Annotated in this window: 21 protein-coding genes; 15 read left to right on the top strand and 6 right to left on the bottom strand. The window is 40.4% G+C overall.

Features of this window, described 5'->3' with window-relative positions; all coding sequences use genetic code 11:
- Positions 1-44 precede the first annotated feature (44 nt).
- Complete coding sequence (locus tag N0M92_RS06210) at positions 45-200, bottom strand: DUF4021 domain-containing protein (protein ID WP_192204772.1); 156 nt, start codon at positions 198-200, stop codon at positions 45-47.
- A gap of 227 nt (positions 201-427) precedes the next feature.
- Here N0M92_RS06210 and N0M92_RS06205 point away from each other — a divergent pair, with 227 nt between their 5' ends.
- The gene (locus N0M92_RS06205; RefSeq protein WP_260284932.1) at positions 428-1,072 is read left to right on the top strand and encodes a lysozyme family protein; all 645 of its coding nucleotides are present in this window, start codon (positions 428-430) and stop codon (positions 1,070-1,072) included.
- A gap of 43 nt (positions 1,073-1,115) precedes the next feature.
- On the opposite strand, the gene N0M92_RS06200 is transcribed toward N0M92_RS06205, so the two are convergent.
- From N0M92_RS06200 to N0M92_RS06185, 4 genes are all read right to left on the bottom strand, one after another.
- Positions 1,116-1,667, bottom strand: coding sequence for a DUF402 domain-containing protein (locus tag N0M92_RS06200; RefSeq protein WP_260284931.1), 552 nt, complete (start codon positions 1,665-1,667; stop codon positions 1,116-1,118).
- 391 nt (positions 1,668-2,058) lie between these two features.
- Positions 2,059-2,559 (bottom strand): VOC family protein, encoded by a 501-nt coding sequence (locus N0M92_RS06195; protein ID WP_260284930.1) that lies wholly within the window; start codon positions 2,557-2,559, stop codon positions 2,059-2,061.
- A gap of 320 nt (positions 2,560-2,879) precedes the next feature.
- Positions 2,880-3,293, bottom strand: coding sequence for a VOC family protein (locus tag N0M92_RS06190; RefSeq protein WP_260284929.1), 414 nt, complete (start codon positions 3,291-3,293; stop codon positions 2,880-2,882).
- 66 nt (positions 3,294-3,359) lie between these two features.
- On the bottom strand, positions 3,360-3,827 hold the full coding sequence (locus N0M92_RS06185) for a DinB family protein (RefSeq protein ID WP_260284928.1): 468 nt from the start codon (positions 3,825-3,827) through the stop codon (positions 3,360-3,362).
- Positions 3,828-4,175: 348 nt separating this feature from the next.
- Here N0M92_RS06185 and N0M92_RS06180 point away from each other — a divergent pair, with 348 nt between their 5' ends.
- Complete coding sequence (locus N0M92_RS06180; protein ID WP_260284927.1) at positions 4,176-4,556, top strand: VOC family protein; 381 nt, start codon at positions 4,176-4,178, stop codon at positions 4,554-4,556.
- An 81-nt stretch (positions 4,557-4,637) separates the two neighbouring features.
- Here N0M92_RS06180 and N0M92_RS06175 read toward each other — a convergent pair whose 3' ends face one another.
- On the bottom strand, positions 4,638-4,958 hold the full coding sequence (locus N0M92_RS06175; RefSeq protein WP_260284926.1) for a 2Fe-2S iron-sulfur cluster-binding protein: 321 nt from the start codon (positions 4,956-4,958) through the stop codon (positions 4,638-4,640).
- A 269-nt stretch (positions 4,959-5,227) separates the two neighbouring features.
- On the opposite strand from N0M92_RS06175, the gene cdaS reads away from it, so the two are divergent.
- From cdaS to N0M92_RS06110, 13 genes are all read left to right on the top strand, one after another.
- The gene (gene cdaS / locus N0M92_RS06170; protein WP_397443810.1) at positions 5,228-5,854 is read left to right on the top strand and encodes a sporulation-specific diadenylate cyclase CdaS; all 627 of its coding nucleotides are present in this window, start codon (positions 5,228-5,230) and stop codon (positions 5,852-5,854) included.
- Positions 5,855-6,119: 265 nt separating this feature from the next.
- Positions 6,120-6,866 carry a type I methionyl aminopeptidase gene (gene map / locus N0M92_RS06165; protein WP_192204779.1) on the top strand — a complete coding sequence of 249 codons (747 nt, stop codon included), beginning with the start codon at positions 6,120-6,122 and terminating at the stop codon, positions 6,864-6,866.
- 246 nt (positions 6,867-7,112) lie between these two features.
- Positions 7,113-7,865: a helix-turn-helix transcriptional regulator gene (locus tag N0M92_RS06160; protein WP_260284924.1), complete on the top strand. Its 753-nt coding sequence runs from the start codon at positions 7,113-7,115 to the stop codon at positions 7,863-7,865.
- A gap of 117 nt (positions 7,866-7,982) precedes the next feature.
- Positions 7,983-9,230: a GTPase family protein gene (locus tag N0M92_RS06155; RefSeq protein WP_260284923.1), complete on the top strand. Its 1,248-nt coding sequence runs from the start codon at positions 7,983-7,985 to the stop codon at positions 9,228-9,230.
- A gap of 110 nt (positions 9,231-9,340) precedes the next feature.
- On the top strand, positions 9,341-10,483 hold the full coding sequence (locus tag N0M92_RS06150) for an acyl-CoA dehydrogenase family protein (protein WP_260284922.1): 1,143 nt from the start codon (positions 9,341-9,343) through the stop codon (positions 10,481-10,483).
- Between the two features lie 196 nt (positions 10,484-10,679).
- Positions 10,680-11,951 (top strand): sensor histidine kinase, encoded by a 1,272-nt coding sequence (locus N0M92_RS06145; protein ID WP_260284921.1) that lies wholly within the window; start codon positions 10,680-10,682, stop codon positions 11,949-11,951.
- A gap of 107 nt (positions 11,952-12,058) precedes the next feature.
- Entirely contained in the window at positions 12,059-14,047 is a 1,989-nt protein-coding gene (locus tag N0M92_RS06140) for an acetoacetate--CoA ligase (RefSeq protein WP_260284920.1), read from the top strand.
- A gap of 502 nt (positions 14,048-14,549) precedes the next feature.
- Entirely contained in the window at positions 14,550-15,542 is a 993-nt protein-coding gene (locus N0M92_RS06135) for a thiamine pyrophosphate-dependent dehydrogenase E1 component subunit alpha (protein ID WP_192204806.1), read from the top strand.
- A 21-nt stretch (positions 15,543-15,563) separates the two neighbouring features.
- Positions 15,564-16,601, top strand: a complete 1,038-nt coding sequence (locus N0M92_RS06130) for an alpha-ketoacid dehydrogenase subunit beta (protein ID WP_260284918.1) — start codon at positions 15,564-15,566, stop codon at positions 16,599-16,601.
- Positions 16,602-16,703: 102 nt separating this feature from the next.
- Positions 16,704-17,924, top strand: a complete 1,221-nt coding sequence (locus N0M92_RS06125; protein WP_260284916.1) for a dihydrolipoamide acetyltransferase family protein — start codon at positions 16,704-16,706, stop codon at positions 17,922-17,924.
- A gap of 17 nt (positions 17,925-17,941) precedes the next feature.
- Positions 17,942-19,324, top strand: coding sequence for a dihydrolipoyl dehydrogenase (gene lpdA, locus N0M92_RS06120; RefSeq protein ID WP_260284915.1), 1,383 nt, complete (start codon positions 17,942-17,944; stop codon positions 19,322-19,324).
- Positions 19,325-19,346: 22 nt separating this feature from the next.
- Positions 19,347-20,123, top strand: coding sequence for an acetoin reductase (locus N0M92_RS06115; protein ID WP_260284914.1), 777 nt, complete (start codon positions 19,347-19,349; stop codon positions 20,121-20,123).
- A gap of 213 nt (positions 20,124-20,336) precedes the next feature.
- Positions 20,337-22,223: a sigma-54-dependent Fis family transcriptional regulator gene (locus N0M92_RS06110; protein WP_260284913.1), complete on the top strand. Its 1,887-nt coding sequence runs from the start codon at positions 20,337-20,339 to the stop codon at positions 22,221-22,223.
- The last annotated feature ends 53 nt before the right edge of the window (positions 22,224-22,276 follow it).

Below are 22,276 nucleotides of genomic sequence, written 5' to 3'. Positions count from 1 at the left end.
AAACGCCATACAAGGCGCTTAACAAAATTTCAAGAAACCAATCGTTATTTTTCTTTATCATGAAGCTTATCTTCATATTCAGTTTCCAACATACCATACAGACCATTCATTTCTTGTTCATCAGGATCTGCCCCAAACTCATTTCTATTTTTATTCTTTTTATCATCAAGGATTTCATCTTTATCATTCTTCCTATCCATACATATCACCTCCACACATTAGGGTGTCTCATTATCCGAAAAAACATACGCTGAGTGACCGGGTCTTTTTAAGTTTTCTTGTGTTTAAATTAAGAGTTAAAGATAAAATACTTATTCAATGCTAGTAATCTCCTTTTCAAGAACATTTAATTGGTATTCTAAATAGTTATTACTCTTACTATTTGTTAAGATATAAATATATAACCTAGAGATAACGGAGAGAGATTGTGAAGAAGAAACGTAAGAAATCAAAGAATGTTTTTGTCATTTTTATCCTCATCTTTGCATTTTTGCTACTAAAGGAGATCATGCGAACCCCCAATTACGAAAATGTTTCCACATCAGTAAATACGCTTGATTCTTTTGCGAACGTGAAAAAGTATAGTTCACTTCTCAGGGACGAGCTGGCTAAATACGGGCTTGAGGAGCATACTTCGACATTGATTGCTTTGATGCAGCAGGAAAGCCGGGGACGGGGCGGTGACCCAATGCAGGCATCTGAGTCAGCGGGTCTTGATCCAAATACGATCACAGATCCAACGGAAAGCATTAAGTATGGAGTGAAACATTTTAAGAGAATCAATGAATATGGCAATGAAAAGGACGTGGATTTTGCCACGATCATCCAAGCATATAACATGGGAATTGGGTATATTGATTTCGTTGCGGATAAAGGCGGCAAGCATACTGAGGAGCTTGCGAAGAAGTTTTCCATGCTTCAGGTCGAAAAAAACCCTACCCTTTATGATTGCGGCGGAGACAAAGAGAATTTTCGATACCCATATTGCTACGGTGATTACTCATACAGTGCAAAGGTATCTAAGAACATTGAGGAGCTTGACAGTATATCGGCTCAAGCTGATGGTGAGTGAGGGAGAACAACAAGCCTACTGAATGAAGTAGGCTTGTTGTTTGTCATTTACTGTTTAACCATGGAAGGAGGTCATTATGTTTATAGAGTTTCTCGGATTCTGAAATGGTTTGTGAAAGAAGAATATCAATGGAATCAAGCAAAGAGTTTAGGGCCAGTTTAACAGAGCCACTCTCATATTGCTCTAATGGCATAGGTAACTCTTCCTCGTCTAAAATAAAATGTGCCCCATCCGGAAGCACCAAGATATCAATGATCAAATCCTCAAAGGAAACCAACTTATCCTCCATATATGTATTCCTTACAATATTAAAATAGGATCCTAAATAATGCCCTTCGTTATCTCTCCAGATGTATAAATTATAAGGACGGTCTTTCCAATAATGAGCAATCGTATAACTGCCTATAGGAATGGTTAGTTTTATAGGTCCCGCTTCCATCGTGAACGAATCCATGATTTCATGAAAAAGCACGACATGTTGCTTTTGTGCTTTTAACAGCAAACAGTTATATTCCACAACTAAGGAGTCATAGCGGATTTTTCTTTCTATTATTTCATCGCCACGCTCTAGTGCTGGTGTAAATATATTGTCCATCGTTTCTATTCTCCCTTAAAAACTATCTAGATCATTTATTTCATTATACTCAATAAGGTTTTTCTTTTCTAATGGCTCTTTTCGTAAAGATTGTTGTTTTTAAAAACTAAACGATTTAAGGTTGATTGGAGGCTCAACCGCCCGCTCCGCGGAAAGCGAGCATCTGAGAGGGCAAATCAACCACACCGCTTTACTTGGTAAATAGAACAAAGTATGCGAAAACAGCCTTTCTAAAAGGTGGATCGCCAGGAAATGAGGATTAACAGCTTCAAGGAAATTTTAATCTCAAAACCTAATTTCACACCTGAAGTACCAAGAAAATAGGCTTAATTTACTTCAAATACGCTTCTGGAATAAACACAACTTACGAGATAGTTGTTTCCTGGAATACCTATCCTATATACGCCTGCTTTAAAGTTTTAATGTCTATTTTCTTCATTTGGAGCAGCGCTTTCATTAGTCTTTCCGATTTTTCAGGATTCGGGTCGTTTACCATCTCGGTTAGTTCCGCAGGGACAATTTGCCATGAAACACCAAATCGATCTTTCAGCCAACCGCACACTTGCGCTTTTTCGTCGCCGCCTTGGGAAAGTTTTCCCCAATAATAATCCACATCTTCTTGATCCTCGCAATGGATGATAAATGATATTGCCTCTGTGAATTTGAATTGAGGACCGCCATTCAATGCTACAAATGCTTGTCCTTCCAATTCAAATTCCACGGTCATCACTGATCCCTCTTGCTTACCGTGGATTTGATTCCCTTCATTTCCATAGCGAGTGATTCTTCCAATCTTTGAATTTCCGAAGATGGAAGTGTAGAACTTTGCCGCCTCTTCAGCTTGAGTATCAAACCACAAGTTAGTTGTGATTTTTTGAATTTTATTTTTCATAATTTCTCCTTTTCGATTACATATTTAGCAAGTCTTCGATAACTAAACCCTTCAGTTATTGAGGTTATAAGTGAAATTTGTTTTTTGCAATTATGGTCGTACCCTTATTAGTAACCAAGAAAATAATGTAAGGGTTAGGATAAAGTTAAAAGCCATTTTGAGAATTCAATTTTTACTAGCCAATCATTTAACTGAAAACCTTTATAGCATCCCCTAAGGGTTAACGAAAAATTAATACAAAAAGGATATAGAAACTTTTCACCAGTGAAAAGACCTATATCCAAATTAAAGATTAATCAATAAAGGCTCATCTTCATTACTTAGCTCTCGAAGTTAAATTGCCATTTGATTCCGAATTTATCGGTTAACTGACCGTAAATTTTACTCCAGAATGTTTCTTGGAGCTCCAGACCAACCGTGCCTCCTACACTTAGTTTGTTAAAAATCGATTTAATTTCTTCCAAATCATTACCGACATATGCCAGGCTGATATTGTTACCTTCAACAAAGGGCATACCAGGAAAAGTATCGGAAAACATGACATTGCTTCCATTAATATTCAGCCTTGTATGCATGACTAAATTTTTCGCTTCTTCTGGAAGGGGAAATTCCGGATTAGGAGGTGTTTCACCAAAGGTCATGATATTTGGTTGCTCCGTTCCAAAAACCTCTGCGTAAAACTCTACTGCTTCTCGACAATTCCCATTAAAATTAAGATATGCATCAACTGACATTTATCTCACTCCTATTTTTTTATTTATTATTCGTTGCTACAAGTTTAATGACATCATGTTTCATTATTACCTGACGAAAAATCCCGGTGGTTCAATTCCGAGCGTTCTAAGATAGATATACCCTTGTCCCCTATGATGGATTTCATTTTCCAAAGCATATTGAAGTCTATCAAAGTGGCTTTGTGAGGGACCGAAAAAGGGATCCTTTTCCACGACTGCAAGCGTTCCCTCAGTCATTTCCTCCCACAGTTTCCTTGTATCGGCCCTTACCGCTTCGCATGCTGAAACTAGTTCCTCTTTGGTGGAAATCCCAGCAAACGAATCTGGATACTCCCAAACACTAAGTGCAATACCACGCATATATCCAGTCTCAATGTTCATGATTTCTTTAACCATTTCTGCGAAAGGGCGAAGCTTCCCAGCCGGGGTATAGTTAAATAATTCCTCTTCAGGAAAGGCTTCAACCACCCGCATCGTTAATCTCCTGTTGCCTTCTAATATATTTAGCAAACCCTCTTTCGATAGAACCATCATTTCACTCTCCTTTGAGAAATACTCTGTATAGAAGTTCTGGGGAAAATCGAAAAGTCCTGCTACTCCTGCAAATTTTTACTCCCATTAGAGTGGTGGAGTTATGGAACGATTAACGGTGATAGCGCAATATCTGGAAGGGAATTCGCACATACAGATTACTTGGATCATGCAGAAGTGATAATTAAGCAATATTCGTAAGAAATTGACTTCCAAAAGCCGGGAAATGGAATCTTGGTAAATATTGATTAAATTTTGTATTTATTATACCATTCAATTAGTTATCTAGTTCCAACCAACAATATGCTTATACTTATTAATAACTGAGCCAGAAGAAAGGGAGAGAAGCAAATGATTAATAAAGTCGGTCAAATCATGTTATATGTAAATAACCAAGACGAGTCATTGAAATTTTGGACGGAAAAATTCGGTTTTAGTGTAATTTCTGAAGAAGATAACGGCCAAGGGCTAAGTTGGATTGAAATAGCCCCAACAAAGGAAGCGCAAACGAGTATCATCCTTCATAATAAGGAATTCATTGCTAAAATGCAGCCGGAATTAAATCTTAATACACCTTCGTTAATGTTTTACTCGGATAATCTTGATGAATTATATAAAGACTTTTCTGAGAAGAATATCAAAGTCGGGGAAATTGTGAATATGCCATCCGGAAGAGTCTTCAATTTTGCTGATAATGAAGATAATTACTTTGCGGTCATGGAAAAGAAGTAAATCATTTAACTATAAATAAAGAACATCAAAACGACTAGAAAAACTATTTTTAGTCATTTTGATGTTTTTTTATACTACTATTTAGTCTGCAGGCCTTGGCCCAGCATGAAGTCCAGAGTTCTCAACCGTCTTGATCGGCCGAACGGTTATGTCCCCATTCACGTAAATTTGACAAGATAAACGCAAATGATCTTCCATCCCTTTTTCTTCAAAGATCTTTTTTTCTTTATGTGTGACCTCCAAAAAATCACCTGCCAAAATTTCCACTCTGCAAGTTGTACATTTAGCCTTCCCGCCGCATCGGTGAAGAATATTAATACCGTGATCTTCCAATGCTAATACTAACTTTTTTCCATTTTCAACTTCAAACGTTCCTTGGTCAAATACTGTTACGCAAGGCATTTAATACCACCTCTTATTATAAGATATCTTTCAACAGGTCATTTACATATCTATTCACTTACCTTGTCCATATGACATAAAAAAATGTGAAGTCATTACTGATTGATAGTTAAGATGAATAATTAATTATCTTGAAGACAAACTTTAAGTACATTCATAATTATAAATTTAACAAGGTACAAACAGAGCTAGGGAAAATTAGTATGTTCTTTTAGAGAGCCAATTAAGATTTATTGAATAAAAGAGAGTGAAAAATAAAAGGGAGGTGCATGCCTGTGACTAATGGCAATTGTGATTTTTCACCAATGAAACAAATGTTAAAAGAGGAAATTCGTCAAGTAATATCGTCATTACAGGATAACTTAGAAGCAATGGGTGATGAAAATTATTGTCTTCTTGGAAATTTCGAGAAAATAAAGGATAAATTCGTATACATCGATATGAAAGCAGCAACCTTTTATTTGAACTGTTATTTGTCACCGTTTACGGACAAATATCCCGAATTATCAATTTGTGTACAAAATTTGTCGAACTTGAGACATGGCGGGTTAATTGTTATTCAACGGGGAGATTCTCTTGATTCTTTGATCCAACCAGGTATTTCAATAGGAGCGGAGTTAACCCATTCTTTATTGGAATCAATTTTTTTCCCTGGAAATCCACTACATGATGGTGCTGTATTGGTTAGTCAAAATCAAATTGTATCCGCAGCAAATGTCCTTCCGCTTTCAGACAGATCAACAGGGGGAAAAAAACTTGGAACACGCCATCGCTCTGCTTTAGGTTTATCTGAGCGAAGTGATGCCCTTGTATTGGTCGTATCAGAGGAAACAGGAAGAGTTTCATTCGCATTAAATGGGAATCTGTATCCAATTAATGCCCATGGGCCTATTTAGAATTTTCGAACAATTAATAGTGATTATATGTTGTAGGTAATTCACCCCCCCTGAAAAATAATCATTTTGGGTAAAGGATAAACGTATTTTTATCAATTTTTCATTCAAAAGTTTATTTTTCTAGGAATTACGGGTACGGAATAGGTCTTGAATTAATGAACCCGGTGATTTTTACCGGGTTTTTGGTTGCTTTTTATATAAAAAAAGGCATATGATAAATAAGGAGTCTTAATCAGAAAAGTTATAAAACGAAAGAGGATTTTAAATGATAACCATTAAAAGTGAACGAGAAATAAATTTGATGCATGAAGCGGGCAAACTTCTTGCTGCGACGCATAGAGAAATTGCAAAAATGATAAAACCGGGCATCACGACTTGGGAAATCGAAGAATTTGTCGATAAGTACTTGGCTGAGCATGGTGCTACACCTGAACAAAAGGGCTATAACGGCTACAAATATGCAACGTGTGCATCAGTGAATGATGTAATATGCCACGGCTTTCCGCAAAAGAAAGCCTTAAAAGAGGGAGACATCGTTACGATTGATATGGTGGTGAACCTTAACGGAGGTTTGGCGGATTCAGCTTGGACATATGCAGTCGGTGAAGTTTCCGATGAAGCTCAGCGTTTAATGGATGTAACCAAGAATGCTTTATATAGAGGCATCGAAGTTGCACGGGCAGGAAATCGTCTTGGGGACATCGGGCATGCAATCCAGTCATATGCAGAAGGTGAAAAGTTTTCTGTCGTTCGCGATTTTACAGGGCACGGAATCGGTAAAACCATGCACGAAGACCCAACAGTCCTGCATTATGGTAAGCCAGGTAAAGGAGCGCGTCTAAAAGAGGGAATGGTCATCACGATCGAGCCAATGCTGAATGCGGGAACATGGCACATGAAAATGGACCAAGACGGCTGGACAGCGAGAACGGCAGATGGAAAACTCTCCGCCCAATATGAACATACCCTCGTCATTACAAAAGAAGATCCGATCATTTTAACGGAACAGTAAACAAAAAGAAGAAACGGCCTTATCATGTGCCGTTTCTTCTTTTTGCTTTATTAAAATATATCACAATAAACCTCGACAGAATATTCTGAATTCCTAACCCCCCAATAGAGCGAATTCGAAAAATTAGTAATAGGCAGTCAGGCATTAAAAACTTTACTATTATGTGGGAGCACAGGATAATAAGGGGAAGGAAGAAATAATTAATAATATATGTTATATAAACACATTATAAAGGGGGTTTTGACAGTGAAGAAAGGGGAGAAACTGTCTGCAACGGTTGAAACGGTTGGGTTGAGCCAGCGGGAATTTTTAACGATTTTTTTACTACACTCTTTGAGAATAAAAGCGAATTATCCAAGGGCGATTCATCAGGACCTAAAAAATACGTTCACTGGAAAAGTGCATAGCTATGACTATCTATGTAAAATATCCAATACTCTAGTCGAATCCAACCATTTATCACTATATACGGATAAGGGAAGAAATTATTATCAAATTACTGAAAAAGGCAAAGAGCTTTACATATGGTACCAAGAAAATTTCCTGGAACGGTTTTCCGAAGTGAAAAAGGTCATTGATCGCTTCATGTTCGATTTAAGGGGTTCTGGTGAAAACCCACCGGTTATTAATGAATTGCCAGAAGAATACAGGTCGTATTTCTCGAAAATAATATCGGTGAAAGACCTTGTCCGTTATGTAACTTTAAAAGCCGCTTTCACTAAGAAGCCTATTTACATGGGGGAAATCGGCGATCTGCTTAAAAATCAGTTCGGTTGGATCGCTTCAAACGGGTATTTATACGATTTATCTCATGAAATGGAAGAGAACGGCCTTCTTGTCGGCAGATGGGAAAGTGAAAAACGAACTAAACGGTATTTACGAATCACCGATGAAGGACAGCATCATTACAAACAGATTGCGGATTCTGCAGCCTTTCAAGTCCAGGAAATCCAAAAATATATGGCCAGTGTCGTTATGTTCCTAAAAGAAAAGAGTTAAATGAATATATGAAATGGAGCCCCTTAATTTTGCAAGGAGATTGGAGTTACATGCTTAAATTGGATCGTTTCAGGGTAAATGTTACTTAAAAAACTTCTTAACAAGGGGGAATGACTGATGGTGGAAAAACACGAAGAAATGGGAAGCCTATTCAGTTTCATTAAAGGCCAGGTAGATAAGCTGCCCATTTCACAATCGAAAAAGAACAAAATGCTCGACCAGCTTTTAAAGTTAAAAACAATGACAGTTGATGCAAGGGAACCGAGAATTGCTCTTGTCGGAAGGCGAGGGTCCGGAAAATCATCACTGATCAATGCGATGTTTGGACAGGAACGGCAATATGTCAGTTCCGTTAAATCTGGAACGGGTAAGGGAAAATGGCTTTGGTACCCGAGTGATGCCGAGCCCAAAATCCGTTTGCTGGACTCCCGGGGACTGGGAGAGAGTGAAGCTCCTACTGAAGAGTTCGAAGAAGAAACACCAATGGATGAATTGATAAAAGCGGTAACCGAAGAACAGCCTGATGTGTTTCTTTTCTTGATTAAGGCAAAAGAAGCGGATTCACGGATTGAAGAAGATTTACAAGAGTTGAAAAAGCTGCGCAAAATCGTTAAAGAGAATCACCATTATGATGTACCTGTCATCTGTGTGGTCACACAAGTGGATGAATTAGATCCGCCACATTATAAACAAGCACCTTTTGATGCCAATCCTAAGAAAAAACAAAATATTGATGAAGCCATCGCTTTGATGTCAAAACGATTTAAAGAGAGTGATATACCACTATTGAACATCATTCCTACTTGTTCGTATATTGATTTTGATGAAGGCGGAAATATTGAATATGATATGCGTTGGAACATAGAATTGCTTTCTGATTACTTGATCGAGGCCTTACCCAGTGAAGCGAAGCTGAAGACCGCCAAAGCGATGCAGAGTCAATTCGTTAAGAAGAAATTCGCGCGGACGATAGTGGGAACTTTTACGGCAATAGCCGGGATAATTGGTGCAGAGCCAATTCCTTTCGCCGATTTTCCCATTTTGACTGGCATTCAAGGTTTGATGATAGTGGTGATTGGTTTTATCGCGGATAAAGAAATCAATACGAAAACGGCAAGTGAATTCATTGCGGCATTAGGGGTCAATGTTGGAATCGGTCTCCTTGTCAGAGAAGGTGTCAGGGCTGCAGTCCGTTTCATCCCAGGAGCTGGTCTAGCCGTTTCCGGTGCCGTAGCGGGCGCGGTCACATATGGAATCGGGCAAGCAGCGATAGCTTACTTTCTCGAAAACAAAGATATTGATCAGGCGAAGGAAGCTTACAAGAATGCGAACAAAGATTATAAAAATGAAGATATTGACTCTTAATGGGCAAATTCAAACTATAAACTACACTAAGGTGATATGATAAAGTGGAATTCGCAGTTCTGTTTCTGCTGCTGTATGGTTCAGGATTTTCTACAGGAGGGATGATCTTCATGTCGTTTTTTCTATCACGGAAGCAAAAGGAATATATACAAAAATTAGAGGAAGCGATTCAGTCCTTTTCCAGCCGAGCTGAAGCGCTTGATGATTCAAATGGATTTCCTTTTGAAAACATTCAGGAGTTGAAGGAATTCGGATATCCCCAATTAACTTTAGCAAAAGAAGATGGCGGATATGGCGGTTCCTTATATGATTTTCTCCTTTGCCAAGAAAAAATAGCCCAATATTGCGGCCCAACAGCCTTAGGGATAGGCTGGCATGTTGGAACGGTCCTATCCTTAACGGAGAAGAGACCATGGGAAAAAGGAGTCATGGATGAATTGTTTGATGAAGTGTCGAAAGGCGCTCTCATCAATACGGCGGCATCCGAGGCTGGAACGGGAAGCCCGACGCGCGGAGGCCGACCGGAAACGATCGCTATCAAAAAGGGTCAGCAATGGAAGTTGAATGGCAGAAAGACCTTTACTACACTCTCTCCTGTCCTTGATATTTTTCTAGTAACGGCTTGGGTTCCCGAGGATGAGCGGCTAGGCACATTTTTAATTCATCGTGATGTAATGGGGGTAAGTATAGAAGAAACTTGGGATATGATTTCCATGCAGGGGACAGGAAGTCATGATTTGGTGTTAAATGACGTCAGCCTGCCTGAAAAGTATTATGTCATGAAAAGCAATCCAGGTGAAAAAAGAAAACCTGAAGCGTGGCTATTACATATACCGGCTTGCTACTTGGGAATCGCAGTGGCTGCCAGAAATTACGCAGTCGAATTTGCGAAAACCTATTCTCCCAATAGCTTACCAGGACCAATCAGGGACCTTCCTAATGTTCAAAGGACAATTGGGGAGATGGAACTGGAATTGGGAGAAGCGCACCATTTCCTCTACTCCGTCGCAGAAAAATGGGTGCGGAACCCTGAAGATCATGATGAATTATTGAAGCAATTGGGTGCTGTTAAGTTATCGGTCGTCAACAAATCGATTTCCATCGTCGATAAAGCGATGAGGGTCGTCGGAGCCAAAAGTTTACAACGAAATAATCCCCTGCAACGTTACTATAGGGATGTACGCGCAGGACTTCATAATCCTCCGATGGATGATGCGACAATCACCATGCTCGCAAAGTCAGCTCTTTATTAAGTTTATATACGGATATTTTGCTGGCACTGAAATGACCTCGTCGTTTCAGTGTTTTTTCTATCCTTGAAACATCTCGCCTCTAGCTGCATCTTTTTTTAGTCCTGCATGGAAATTTCACTAGCATATCATTCTCTATCTTGTTATTATTGATATACCTGTCTAAATCTTCGAAAAATATCGAAAGTTCGGTGTATAAATGAATCTTATGACAAAAGATTTACTGATTAACTTTTTAATTATCCTTTTTCCGATCTTTTTATTGCAAATGAGCTATCTAGTGAAGTATGTATATCGTTTAGATGCATTAAAAGGATCCTTCCTATCTATTTTCCCTATTCTTTCACTTGTTCTATGCATGCTATTTCCCGTTGTTATAGAAGAGGATTTTGTTTGGGATCTCAGATGGATCCCTTTTCTTTTAGGCGGTTTATATGGAGGCTATCGGTTAGGAATCATATTGATCGTCATCACTCTTCTTATTCGCTATTTATTAGGGGGGGAAAATGGATTTTATATCTCGTGCATCACTTTTCCACTCATTGGAGTTTCCTTGTTTTTTATATCTAAATACTATCTTAAAATGTCTGTAAGTAAAAAAATCTGCATGGGTATATCATTAATATTCATTGTTCAAATTCTCACACAGTTTATCTCAACAGAAGTATTTGAACTTACTATCGGGATAAGTCTATGGAAACAATACTTCTCGATCCATGTCATAGGAATCGTTGTTGTAATCTTATTATGGGAAGTCATCCTCACTAATTTTCAGGTTCTCGAAAAATTAGTGAAAGCGGAAAAATTGCAGGTAGTCAGTCATCTGGCTGCAAGCATATCTCATGAAGTCAGGAATCCCCTTACAGTCACCAGGGGATATATTCAAATGTTAAGCGAAGACGTGTCATCCCATACAAAGATCAAATATGCAAATATTGCACTGAATGAATTAGATCGGGCCACGGATGTCATTAATGATTATTTGACGTTTGCTGCCATAAGCCCTGAAAACACAGAGCGATTAAGGGTGTCCGAGGAAATTCAGCATGTCGTGGACAGCATAAAACCCTTTGCAAATAATAATGGAATAAAATTGAAGGTATCCCTACTCGAAGATAGGGCTAATTATGTCATGGGTGAAAGGAAGAAATTCCAGCAATGCTTGTTCAATATCATAAAGAATGGAATAGAATCGATGGACCATGATGGCGAAATATACATTCATTTATTTCATGCAGCCTCCACCATCCAAATTAAGATCCAAGATCAAGGAATTGGAATGACACAGGAACAAATATACCGTTTAGGTGAGCCTTACTTCACGACAAAAAATAAAGGGACGGGATTAGGCATGATGGTTTCGTATAGCGTTATCAAAAGTATGGATGGAACGGTACATGTATCAAGCGTACAAGGGAAAGGGACATGTTTCACTATTAACCTGCCCATACATAGAAACGAGCTTATTTAAGTTTAGTGTAAATTGACGGTTTTAAACTCATAGATTACAATTTAAGTAAACTACCAATATTATGAAATGATTCAATAACGCATTTGATACCTAAGGGAGATGACGAAATGAAATCGCTTACTGATGGGCAAATCATTTGGGAACCGACAATGGAACAAATCGAGCAAACGGTATTGACTCAATATGTGAAATGGTTAAAAGAAAAGAAAGGTTTTACATTTCATGATTATCATGAATTATGGAAATGGTCGGTAGATGAACTGGAGGAATTTTGGGCTTCAATTTGGGAATATTGTGATGTAAAAGCAGCCAGGAAATATGATAGGGTATTAGCCGAGCAATCCATGCCAGGTGCGAAATGGTTCGAGGGGGCAAGGCTTAATTATGCTGAAAATGCATTATTGAATGATCAAGAAGAGAAAACGGCGATTTTTTTTCGTTCAGAACATATCAGGCAGCAAGAGGTCAGCTGGAAAGAGCTGAAAGAAAAAGTAGCTTCTGTCGCCCATTCATTAAGGAAACTTGGTGTGAAATCCGGTGACCGTGTTGTTGCCTATATGCCGAATATTCCTGAAGCGGTCATAGCTTTCTTGGCAACAGCAAGCATAGGTGCCATCTGGTCCAGTTGCTCACCTGATTTTGGGGCAAGAAGTGTCATAGATCGTTTCAAACAGGTTGAACCGGTTGTATTGCTGGCGGTTGATGGGTATCAGTACAATGGAAATGTATATGATAAAACATCAGTCGTCTCACAGCTTATACAGGAATTGGTCACTGTCAAGCATACTGTTTTGGTTCCTTACATAGAAAAAAAGATTTTGGAAGTGAATCTGGAAGATGTGATTCCTTGGGATGACCTTTTAGAAGAAAAGGCAGAATTATCTTTTGAAAGTGTTCCGTTCGATCATCCGCTGTGGATCCTTTATTCATCAGGTACAACCGGGATGCCAAAACCAATTGTACAAGGGCATGGCGGTATATTGTTGGAGCATTTTAAATCAACAAGAATCCATCAAGGCATGACTTCTGGGGATACTGTATTCTGGTTTACGACGACAGGCTGGATGATGTGGAATCTCCTTATGGGCGGTTTGCTTAATGAGGGAACCATCGTCCTTTATGACGGCAGTCCCTCTTTTCCGAATATGGATGCCCTTTGGGAATTGGCGGAAGATACAGGAATGACGTTCTTTGGAACAAGTGCACCCTTCCTTACCAATTCCATGAAATTAGGTAACAAACCGATGGGAAAATATGATTTATCCAAATTGAAGGCTCTTTTTTCCACTGGAGCTCCATTGTCTGGCGACGGTTATAAATGGGTGTATGAGAATGTCAAGAAGGATATCTGGCTCAGTTCATCCAGTGGAGGAACTGATGTCTGTGCCGGTTTTGTTGGCGGTGTCCCAACCTTGCCCGTGAGAATCGGAGAAATACAAGGAAGGGCATTAGGGGTTTGTGCGGAAGCCTTTGATGTGCATGGTCAAACATTGATTAATGAAGTCGGTGAATTGGTCATTACCAAACCGATGCCGTCCATGCCGCTATACTTCTGGAATGATCAAGACGGGTCAAGATACTACGAGAGTTATTTCGATACATATCCTGGCATATGGAAACATGGTGATTGGATAAAGATCGACAACAAGGGCAGCTGTATCATTTATGGACGTTCCGACTCGACCATCAACCGTTCTGGTGTACGGATGGGAACTAGCGATATCTACCGGGTCGTCGAAGCGATCGATGAGGTGATGGAAAGCCTTGTCATTGATAGGGAAGTGCTTGGCCGCGGTTCCTCACTGCTGCTGTTCGTTGTTCTTAAGCCCGGTAAAACCCTGGATACAGCATTGACAGCAAAAATCAAGGAACAAATCAGAGGGCATGTGTCCCCTCGCTTTATTCCTGACCAAATCCATGTCGTTGAACAAATTCCAAAAACATTGAATGGAAAGAAAATGGAAGTTCCGATTCGGAAACTGTTATTAGGGTTCGAGTTTGATAAGGTAGTGAATGCAGACTCCATGGGAAATCCAGAATCACTACAGTTCTTTAAAAAATTAGCTCTCGAGTTGAATGAGAAAAAAATATTCTAGCATGAAGGCGGAGCGTAAAGCTCCGTCTTTTTTCGTTTCTGGATAAATTTATAAATACAAAGCAAATAGATCTAAAATAGCATCATAATCATGATCAATTGCTAATTTTAATTTTTAACTTATATCCACTCTTTCAGATAAATAATTTTTGATTTTTTTCATTGTTTATAGCCACTCACCTAAGTAATTCTAGTATTCCTTAATTAATAATTACCAAAATGCATGTTAGTAAGTATTGACACCTAAATAAATGGTTCATAAAGAACTTATTCCATAAACAGGCTGCCTCCACATTCAAACCATTTTTTCACTTCAGTGATGATTGAATTGAGATAATTCATTTAAACAAAACGAGACAAAACGAGACAACAATCTCATTTTGTCTCGTTTTGTTTCGACTGAAAATAGATGAAATCCTCATTTTAGCGACCGCCCATCTTGGCACGGCATTTGCAATATCAATATAAAGAATGACTCATTATTAATGATTGGGGGCTAAAAAATGGAAACGGTACAATCGAATGAAATAAAGTTATCACAGGACAGGGCTTATTGGATGTACAAAAAAATGCTGGAGATCAGGAAATTCGAAGACCAAGTTCATGAATCTTTTGCAAAAGGGATTTTACCAGGTTTTGTCCATTTATATGCTGGGGAAGAAGCGGTAGCTGTTGGAGTATGTGCTCACCTTTCCGAAAAGGACAGCATTACAAGCACTCACAGGGGTCATGGCCACTGTATTGCAAAAGAATGTGACCTAAACGGGATGATGGCTGAAATCTATGGGAAAGTGACAGGACTTTGCAAGGGAAAAGGCGGTTCCATGCATATTGCCGATTTGGATAAGGGGATGTTAGGTGCAAACGGGATAGTTGGTGGAGGCTTTCCGCTCGCATGCGGTGCAGCATTAACTGCGAAATATAAAAAGACCGATCATGTTAGTGTTTGCTTTTTTGGTGATGGTGCCAATAATCATGGGACATTCCATGAGGGTATAAATCTGGCGGCAATTTGGAAGCTACCCGTAATATTCATCGCAGAGAATAATGGGTATGGGGAGGCAACGCCATTCAATTATGCTTCTAGCTGTAAAACGATAGCCGATCGGGCGATTAGCTACAATATCCCGGGTGTCCGAGTGGATGGGAAAGATGTGCTGGCTGTGTATAAGGCTGCCGAAGAAGCCGTTCAGAGGGCTCGCAGGGGAGAAGGTCCATCATTGATCGAATGTGTTACATATCGTAATTATGGACACTTCGAGGGAGATGCACAGAAATATAAAAAAGAACAAGATAAAAAGGAGCATAAACAAGAGAAAGATGCGATTGCCCTGTTTAGGAATTACTTACTCAAACAGAATCTGCTGGCGGAAAAAGAACTGATTTCTCTAGAGATTGCCGTTGAGGAATCTATTAAACAAGCAGTTAAGTTCAGTGAAGATAGCCCATATCCAGAGGCTTCCGATTTATTAAAAGATGTTTATGTATCCTATTAAATGATAAAAGGAGGAATTGAGATGAGTAGAAAAATCAGTATGTCACAGGCAATAAATGAAGCTATGGCCATGGCAATGAGAAAAGATGAAAACGTCATCCTTATGGGGGAAGATGTAGCCGGAGGCGCAGAGGTTGATCATTTGCAGGATGACGAAGCATGGGGTGGTGTTTTAGGTGTCACCAAAGGATTGGTTCAAGAGTTTGGCCGCGATAGAATCCTTGATACACCCATTGCGGAAGCCGGTTATATGGGGGCGGCCATGGCAGCCGCTTCGACAGGCTTACGACCGATTGCCGAGTTAATGTTCAATGATTTCATTGGCAGCTGTTTGGATGAAGTATTGAATCAAGGTGCGAAGTTCCGCTATATGTTTGGAGGAAAAGCACAGGTTCCCGTGACAATCCGTACGATGCATGGCGCAGGGTTCAGGGCTGCAGCCCAGCATTCCCAAAGCCTTTATGCCTTGTTCACTAGCATTCCTGGATTGAAGGTCGTTGTTCCCTCATCCCCCTATGACGCAAAAGGGCTCTTACTTTCAGCCATAGAAGATAATGATCCCGTCATCTTTTTTGAAGATAAAACGTTATACAACTTGGTTGGGGAGGTTCCGGAAGGTTACTATACAATCCCGATCGGCAAAGCTGAAATTAAAAGGAAAGGCTCGGATTTGACGGTCGTTGCCATCGGTAAACAAGTTCACACCGCGATGGAGGCTGCTGAAAAACTTACTGCTAAAGGCATTGAAGTCGAGATTGTCGACCCGCGGAGCTTGTCACCACTGGATGAAGAATCGATTCTCAACTCAGTGGCAAAAACAAATCGTTTGATCGTGATCGATGAAGCGAACCCAAGATGCAGCGTCGCAACCGATATTGCCGCACTGGTGGCTGATAAGGGATTTGACACGCTCGATGCGCCAATCAAGAGGATTACGGCACCACATACACCTGTACCTTTTTCTCCACCGCTAGAAGATATTTACCTTCCGACATCAGAAAAAGTTATACAAGTCGTTTCAGAATTACTGGGGGAGCCTTCCATTCTTGGGGTGAAATAAATCAATATGATGCATGCTCCAGCTTTTTCGCATAGAACTGCAAAAGTTGGAGCAACAAACCAATGGTGGACACAGAAACCAATCTGAAGGGAGATAAAAGATATGGCGGTCGAAGTAGTAATGCCGAAATTAGGCATGGCAATGAAAGAAGGCACTGTTTCGTTGTGGAGTAAGGCTGTAGGGGATTCAGTAGAAAAAGGTGAAGCAATAGCCAGCATCAATTCAGAGAAAATCGAAATGGATATTGAATCTCCTGCGGAAGGTACGATTCTGAATATAGCTGTACAAGAAGGACAAGGAGTACCTCCAGGAACCGTTATCTGTCATATCGGAAATCCGAATGAAGAAATAGTGATCGATGATCATGTTGCTGAACAGACTCAGTCGATAATTGCTGAACAAGAAAAGCCGAAAACAAAAGAGTCACCCATTTTGCCAATGGGAGATCGTTTGATGATCACCCCGGTTGCACGAAAAATGGCACAGGCAGCGAATCTTGACATTGAGAAGATTCAAGGCACCGGGCCAGGTGGAAGAATCACAAAAGAAGATGTACAGAAAGTAATCGAAAAAAGGGATCCCATTTCGGTAAATACAGAAGAAAGAATAGTTTCCCCCCAATCTACTTTAGAGAGTCGGCAGCAGATCCCTGTTACCGGCATGAGGAACATCATCGCAAAACGTATGAAAGAGAGCCTGCAAAGCAGTGCCCAATTAACTCTAACGATGAAAGTTGATGTCACTGATTTAGTCATTTTGCAAAAACAGGCTACTGAAACGCTACAAAAACAGGAATCAACCAAATTGACGATAACGGACTTTGTTGCCAAGGCTGTCGTGCTTTCACTTAAAGAGCATCCTAAAATGAATAGTGCTTATATTGAAGATAACATCATTTTGTATGAGCAAATCCATCTTGGATTAGCGGTGGCCTTGGAAAAGGGGCTCGTTGTTCCCGTCATAAGAAATGCCGAAAATTGTACCCTAAGACAGTTATCGAAAAAGGGTAAGGAATTGGCACGATGTGCGCGTGACGGTCAATTGCCCATTGAAGACATGCAAGGGTCCACTTTTACCATCAGCAACCTTGGGGCATACGGCGTTGAGCATTTTACACCGATTCTCAATACACCGGAAACGGGGATACTTGGAATTGGCTCTGCTTACGATACCCCGCGTTATATTGGCGAAGAATTGGAGAAGAGAACGATCTTGCCACTCAGTTTAACGTTTGATCACCGTGTACTTGACGGGGCACCTGCTGCTGCCTTTTTACAAACACTTAAACGGTATTTAGAAGAGCCGATCACCGTGATTTTATAGAAAAGGAGGGAAAGCTCTTGAATCGTATAGCTATTATAGGCGGCGGTCCTGCAGGGTATGTAGCGGCAATCACTGCTGCCCAGCAGGATAAGGAAGTCATATTGATAGTCGACGGACCATTGGGGGGCACCTGTTTAAACGAAGGCTGTATGCCAACGAAGTCATTATTGAAAAGTGCAGATACGTATGACCTGGTGAAAAATGCCGGGCATATGGGAATTCGCCTGCCCTCCAATTTGATTGAAGTCGATTGGGATACCGTTCAGGAACGAAAGAGAGATGTCATATCTAAACTAGTGAACGGCATTCGATATTTAATGAACAAGAATAAAATAAAAGTCATTCAGGGAAGGGCGTCTATCCTGACGGGCCATCGACTGCGGATCGAGAACGGAAATAAAAATGAAGAGATTGAAGCTAGTAAGATCATCATTTCAACTGGGTCCGAACCGATTCCTTTACCATTTGCGCCATTTGATGGTGAATGGATCATCCACAGTGGCCAGGCCATGTCACTTCCTGCCATTCCCGAGTCGCTGCTAATTGTCGGAGGCGGCGTCATCGGATGTGAATTTGCCAGTATTTATAGCAGGATGGGCACCAAGGTTACCGTTATCGAAATGGGGGCAAAGCTGCTTCCGGGGGAAGACGATGATATTACGAGCATCCTGCATGGAGAATTGAAAAAACAAGGCGTAACGGTCCATACCTCCACATCTGTCAAAAACATCAATGCAACCAGTAAGACGGTATTTTTGGAGAAAAGCAATGGCGAATCGGAAGAACTTCATGCAGATTACGTACTCGTATCAATAGGGAGAAAACCAAGAGTGAACGAAATGGGCTTAGAGGGAAATGATATTGATTTTTCCCGACTTGGCATCTCTGTGGATGATCGAATGCAAACAAGCAATCCATCGATTTATGCCTGTGGTGATGTGATAGGGGGCATACAACTTGCCCATGTTGCTTTTCATGAAGGGCGAGTTGCGGCTCTGAATGCCTGTGGTCAATTTGCACAAGTGAATTACCGGGCAATCCCTCGCTGCATTTATACCTCCCCGGAGATTGCCAGTGTAGGCTTGACTGAAAAAGAAGCGCGTAAAAAATATGGGGAAATTAAAGTTGGTGAATTCGCTTTTTCGGCAAATGGGAAAGCGATCCTTTCCAATGAACCGGTAGGAAAGGTCAAAGTCCTAGTGAACCCACAATATAATGAAATTCTAGGTTTTACCATTGTTGGTCAGCATGCGACAGAATTGATTGGCCAAGGTACGATCATGCTGCATGCAGAAATAACGGCAGATATGATGGATGATTTTGTAGCGGCACATCCAACCTTGTCGGAATCCATTCATGAAGCTTTTTTGAACGTTGAAGGTCAAGCTGTGCATTCATAAAAACCAGAAGGGGGATTTATATATGGCTAGCGGTCAACGAACGGCGGTAGTCACTGGTGCAGGACGCGGTATCGGACGTGCCATTGCATTAAGATTAGCTCAAGATGGATTGAATGTGGTCATTAATGATGTCAATCTGGATACGGCTGAATCGGTCGTGAATGAGATCAGGGAAATTGGGCGTGAAAGCTTTGCCATTAAAGCGGATGTAAGCAATAGACGGGAAGTATTCGAAATGGTGAAACAAGTTGTGGAACGTTTTGGACAACTGGACGTTATGGTTTCAAACGCAGGTATTGCTCAAATAAAGCCTCTATTGGAAGTAACTCAAGAGGATCTGGAACAGATTTTCAATATAAATGTAAATGGTGTCCTCTTTTGCCTCCAAGCTGCTGCTGAACAAATGAAAAAGCAGGAAGGCGGGAAAATTATAAGTGCTGCCAGCATCGCCAGTTACAAAGGCTTTAGTTTACTAGGTACATACTCGGCAACAAAATTTGCCGTAAGAGGCATTACACAAGCGGCAGCACAGGAATTGGCCCAGTTTGGCATTACGGTGAATGCATACTGTCCAGGAATTGTCGGGACGCAAATGTGGGATTTAATCGATGAAAAAATGGGTCAATATATGAATCTTGCTAAAGGGGAAACATTTAAAAAGTTTACAGATTCCATAACCTTAGGACGCTCCGAAACGCCAGAAGATGTTGCGAAATTCGTATCTTACCTTGCTTCACCGGATTCGGATTATATGACAGGGCAATCCATCATGATTGATGGCGGGGTTATATTTTCATAAAACTACCTCATTATATTGTTAGATGGAGAAGCATCGTGTGAATGATCACATGATGCTTTTTGTGTAAACTAAATCTATATATTGTAAGCGGATACATAATCTACTATAATTAAATGGACCTCGATTAACATCCTATTTTATACTCCATGGTATTTTTCCTCTAGATTGACTGGTCAAATGCAGGTTTAAACCAAATGATTAGAGGAGGATTTTATGCTATCCACTAGTTGTTATCTACGCACATGGGAACGCTTTGTAAGTGAAGGGGTTCTCGATTCAAATCGTCTGAACAAGCGAATAATGGAATCCTGGCATCGCTGCAAAAAAGAACAAGTCAATCCATACCTTAATAAAGGCAAACACATTTTGACGAATGAATTATTGGACGTTCAAAGAGAAAAGAACTCCTTCCTATTAGAAGTGGCATCACCCCAATTAACTAGGATGAATCAATCGATAAAAGAATCTGGAATGATGGCTTTATTGGTCGATCCGGATGGATATGTCCTGTCACTTTCCGGAAGCGAGAGAATCCTCGAGGAGGCAGGCAAAATAAATTTTGTGGAGGGCGTATGCTGGACGGAGAGGGAGGTCGGAACGAACGCGATTGGAACAGCCTTGAAAACGGGTGAAGCCGTAATGATCCAAGGTACCGAGCACTATTCAATTGCCTCACACAAATGGAGTTGTTCTGCCATGCCCATTTTAAATGAAGACGGTAAGATATTGGGAGTTTTGGATATATCATGTCCAGTAGATTATTTCCATCCCTCCATGCTGGGTATGGTAGCCAGTTTGGCGTATACAATCGAACAGGAAATGGGAGTGCGTTCCTATAAAAAGGAGCTGGCACTGACCCAGCACTCGATAGAACTTGCAGAGACCTACCCGGATTTGCCTTTTATCGTCTGTAACCATAAAGAAATGATAATCTCCGCCAGTAAACAGATTCGTAAAAAAATTCCTCAATCCATTGGTATGGCTTTGGCCGATCTATTAAATCATGGATATCGAATCGTAAAGGAAAATCCGCTTCTATCCAAAGAGGATAATAGTGTTTCAGGTAAGTGTTTATTCTTATCCGAGAATCATGGTCATGAAACCAATCGGCTTTTCCCTGCTTCAATGCCTGCAGGAAAGTTCGCCTTCAAAGGGGAAAGCGGGATTAGCGAAGCCTTTCATAATACATTACACAAAGTGAAGCTTGTTGCCCCGACAGAAGCAAATGTGTATATTTCTGGTGAAACAGGGGTCGGGAAAGAGCTTATTGCCATGGCCATTCATGAAAATGGGTTTCGTAAAAAAGGACCGTTCGTCACGATAAATTGCGGGGCCATACCTAAAGATTTAATGGAGAGTGAATTATTCGGGTATGTCGATGGTGCTTTTACTGGGGCTAAACGGCAAGGGCACAAAGGGAAATTCGAGCAGGCAAATGGAGGGACCATTTTTCTCGATGAAATCGGTGAAATCCCTTCAGCGATGCAAGTCGCCTTACTGCGTGTACTCCAGGAAAGAAAAATCGTTCCAATCGGTGGCACAAAAAGCATTTCATTGGATATTCGCATTATCACTGCAACACACCGTAATCTTGAAGAGCTTGTCAAAGAAGGGTCCTTTCGGAAGGATTTATACTATCGGTTGAACGTTTACCCCATTCATGTACCGCCCTTGAGGGAAAGGATTGAAGACATTCCTTATCTAGTCAACTACTTGTGCTCGAAGAATAATTGGAATATTCCATTAACGGAAGAATTATTGAATCGTTTAAAGGATTACAATTGGCCAGGCAATATTAGAGAACTGCAGAATGTACTTCAGCGATTGACCATCTTACTTGCAGAAGGACCTCTGGATTATGTTGAGGTGCTGAATTCCATGCATTCACTGCCCATTACACGGCAAGAAGATTTCCCTTCATGGGAGGAACCTGGTAAAAAAGGCAATAAAGGAAATGAACTGACGATCCGTGAAAAAATTCAACGGGATTTAATGATAGAGGCATTACAAAAATCAAAAGGGAATGTAACGGCTGCAGCAAAGTTGATGGATATACCAAGAAGTACATTTTACAAGAGGCTCCATAAGTATGGTATATAGACATGGCGTGTGTACATTATGTAAGTGAGTGGATTTATGGAAATACATGGAAA

This window comes from Peribacillus aracenensis (assembly GCF_025175645.1).
Taxonomy (GTDB): domain Bacteria; phylum Bacillota; class Bacilli; order Bacillales; family DSM-1321; genus Peribacillus; species Peribacillus aracenensis.
This window is presented reverse-complemented; position numbering and strand designations above follow the sequence as displayed.

What these genes read in the sequence shown, in the direction of transcription:
- N0M92_RS06210 (WP_192204772.1), bottom strand. Translation starts at nt 200, where the DNA reads ATGGATAGGAAGAATGATAAAGATGAAATCCTTGATGATAAAAAGAAT.
- N0M92_RS06200 (WP_260284931.1), bottom strand. Translation starts at nt 1,667, where the DNA reads ATGGACAATATATTTACACCAGCACTAGAGCGTGGCGATGAAATAATA.
- N0M92_RS06195 (WP_260284930.1), bottom strand. Translation starts at nt 2,559, where the DNA reads ATGAAAAATAAAATTCAAAAAATCACAACTAACTTGTGGTTTGATACT.
- N0M92_RS06190 (WP_260284929.1), bottom strand. Translation starts at nt 3,293, where the DNA reads ATGTCAGTTGATGCATATCTTAATTTTAATGGGAATTGTCGAGAAGCA.
- N0M92_RS06185 (WP_260284928.1), bottom strand. Translation starts at nt 3,827, where the DNA reads ATGATGGTTCTATCGAAAGAGGGTTTGCTAAATATATTAGAAGGCAAC.
- N0M92_RS06180 (WP_260284927.1), top strand. Translation starts at nt 4,176, where the DNA reads ATGATTAATAAAGTCGGTCAAATCATGTTATATGTAAATAACCAAGAC.
- N0M92_RS06175 (WP_260284926.1), bottom strand. Translation starts at nt 4,958, where the DNA reads ATGCCTTGCGTAACAGTATTTGACCAAGGAACGTTTGAAGTTGAAAAT.
- cdaS (WP_397443810.1), top strand. Translation starts at nt 5,228, where the DNA reads ATGCCTGTGACTAATGGCAATTGTGATTTTTCACCAATGAAACAAATG.
- map (WP_192204779.1), top strand. Translation starts at nt 6,120, where the DNA reads ATGATAACCATTAAAAGTGAACGAGAAATAAATTTGATGCATGAAGCG.
- N0M92_RS06155 (WP_260284923.1), top strand. Translation starts at nt 7,983, where the DNA reads ATGGTGGAAAAACACGAAGAAATGGGAAGCCTATTCAGTTTCATTAAA.
- N0M92_RS06150 (WP_260284922.1), top strand. Translation starts at nt 9,341, where the DNA reads ATGTCGTTTTTTCTATCACGGAAGCAAAAGGAATATATACAAAAATTA.
- N0M92_RS06145 (WP_260284921.1), top strand. Translation starts at nt 10,680, where the DNA reads ATGAATCTTATGACAAAAGATTTACTGATTAACTTTTTAATTATCCTT.
- N0M92_RS06140 (WP_260284920.1), top strand. Translation starts at nt 12,059, where the DNA reads ATGAAATCGCTTACTGATGGGCAAATCATTTGGGAACCGACAATGGAA.
- N0M92_RS06135 (WP_192204806.1), top strand. Translation starts at nt 14,550, where the DNA reads ATGGAAACGGTACAATCGAATGAAATAAAGTTATCACAGGACAGGGCT.
- N0M92_RS06130 (WP_260284918.1), top strand. Translation starts at nt 15,564, where the DNA reads ATGAGTAGAAAAATCAGTATGTCACAGGCAATAAATGAAGCTATGGCC.
- N0M92_RS06125 (WP_260284916.1), top strand. Translation starts at nt 16,704, where the DNA reads ATGGCGGTCGAAGTAGTAATGCCGAAATTAGGCATGGCAATGAAAGAA.
- N0M92_RS06115 (WP_260284914.1), top strand. Translation starts at nt 19,347, where the DNA reads ATGGCTAGCGGTCAACGAACGGCGGTAGTCACTGGTGCAGGACGCGGT.
- N0M92_RS06110 (WP_260284913.1), top strand. Translation starts at nt 20,337, where the DNA reads ATGCTATCCACTAGTTGTTATCTACGCACATGGGAACGCTTTGTAAGT.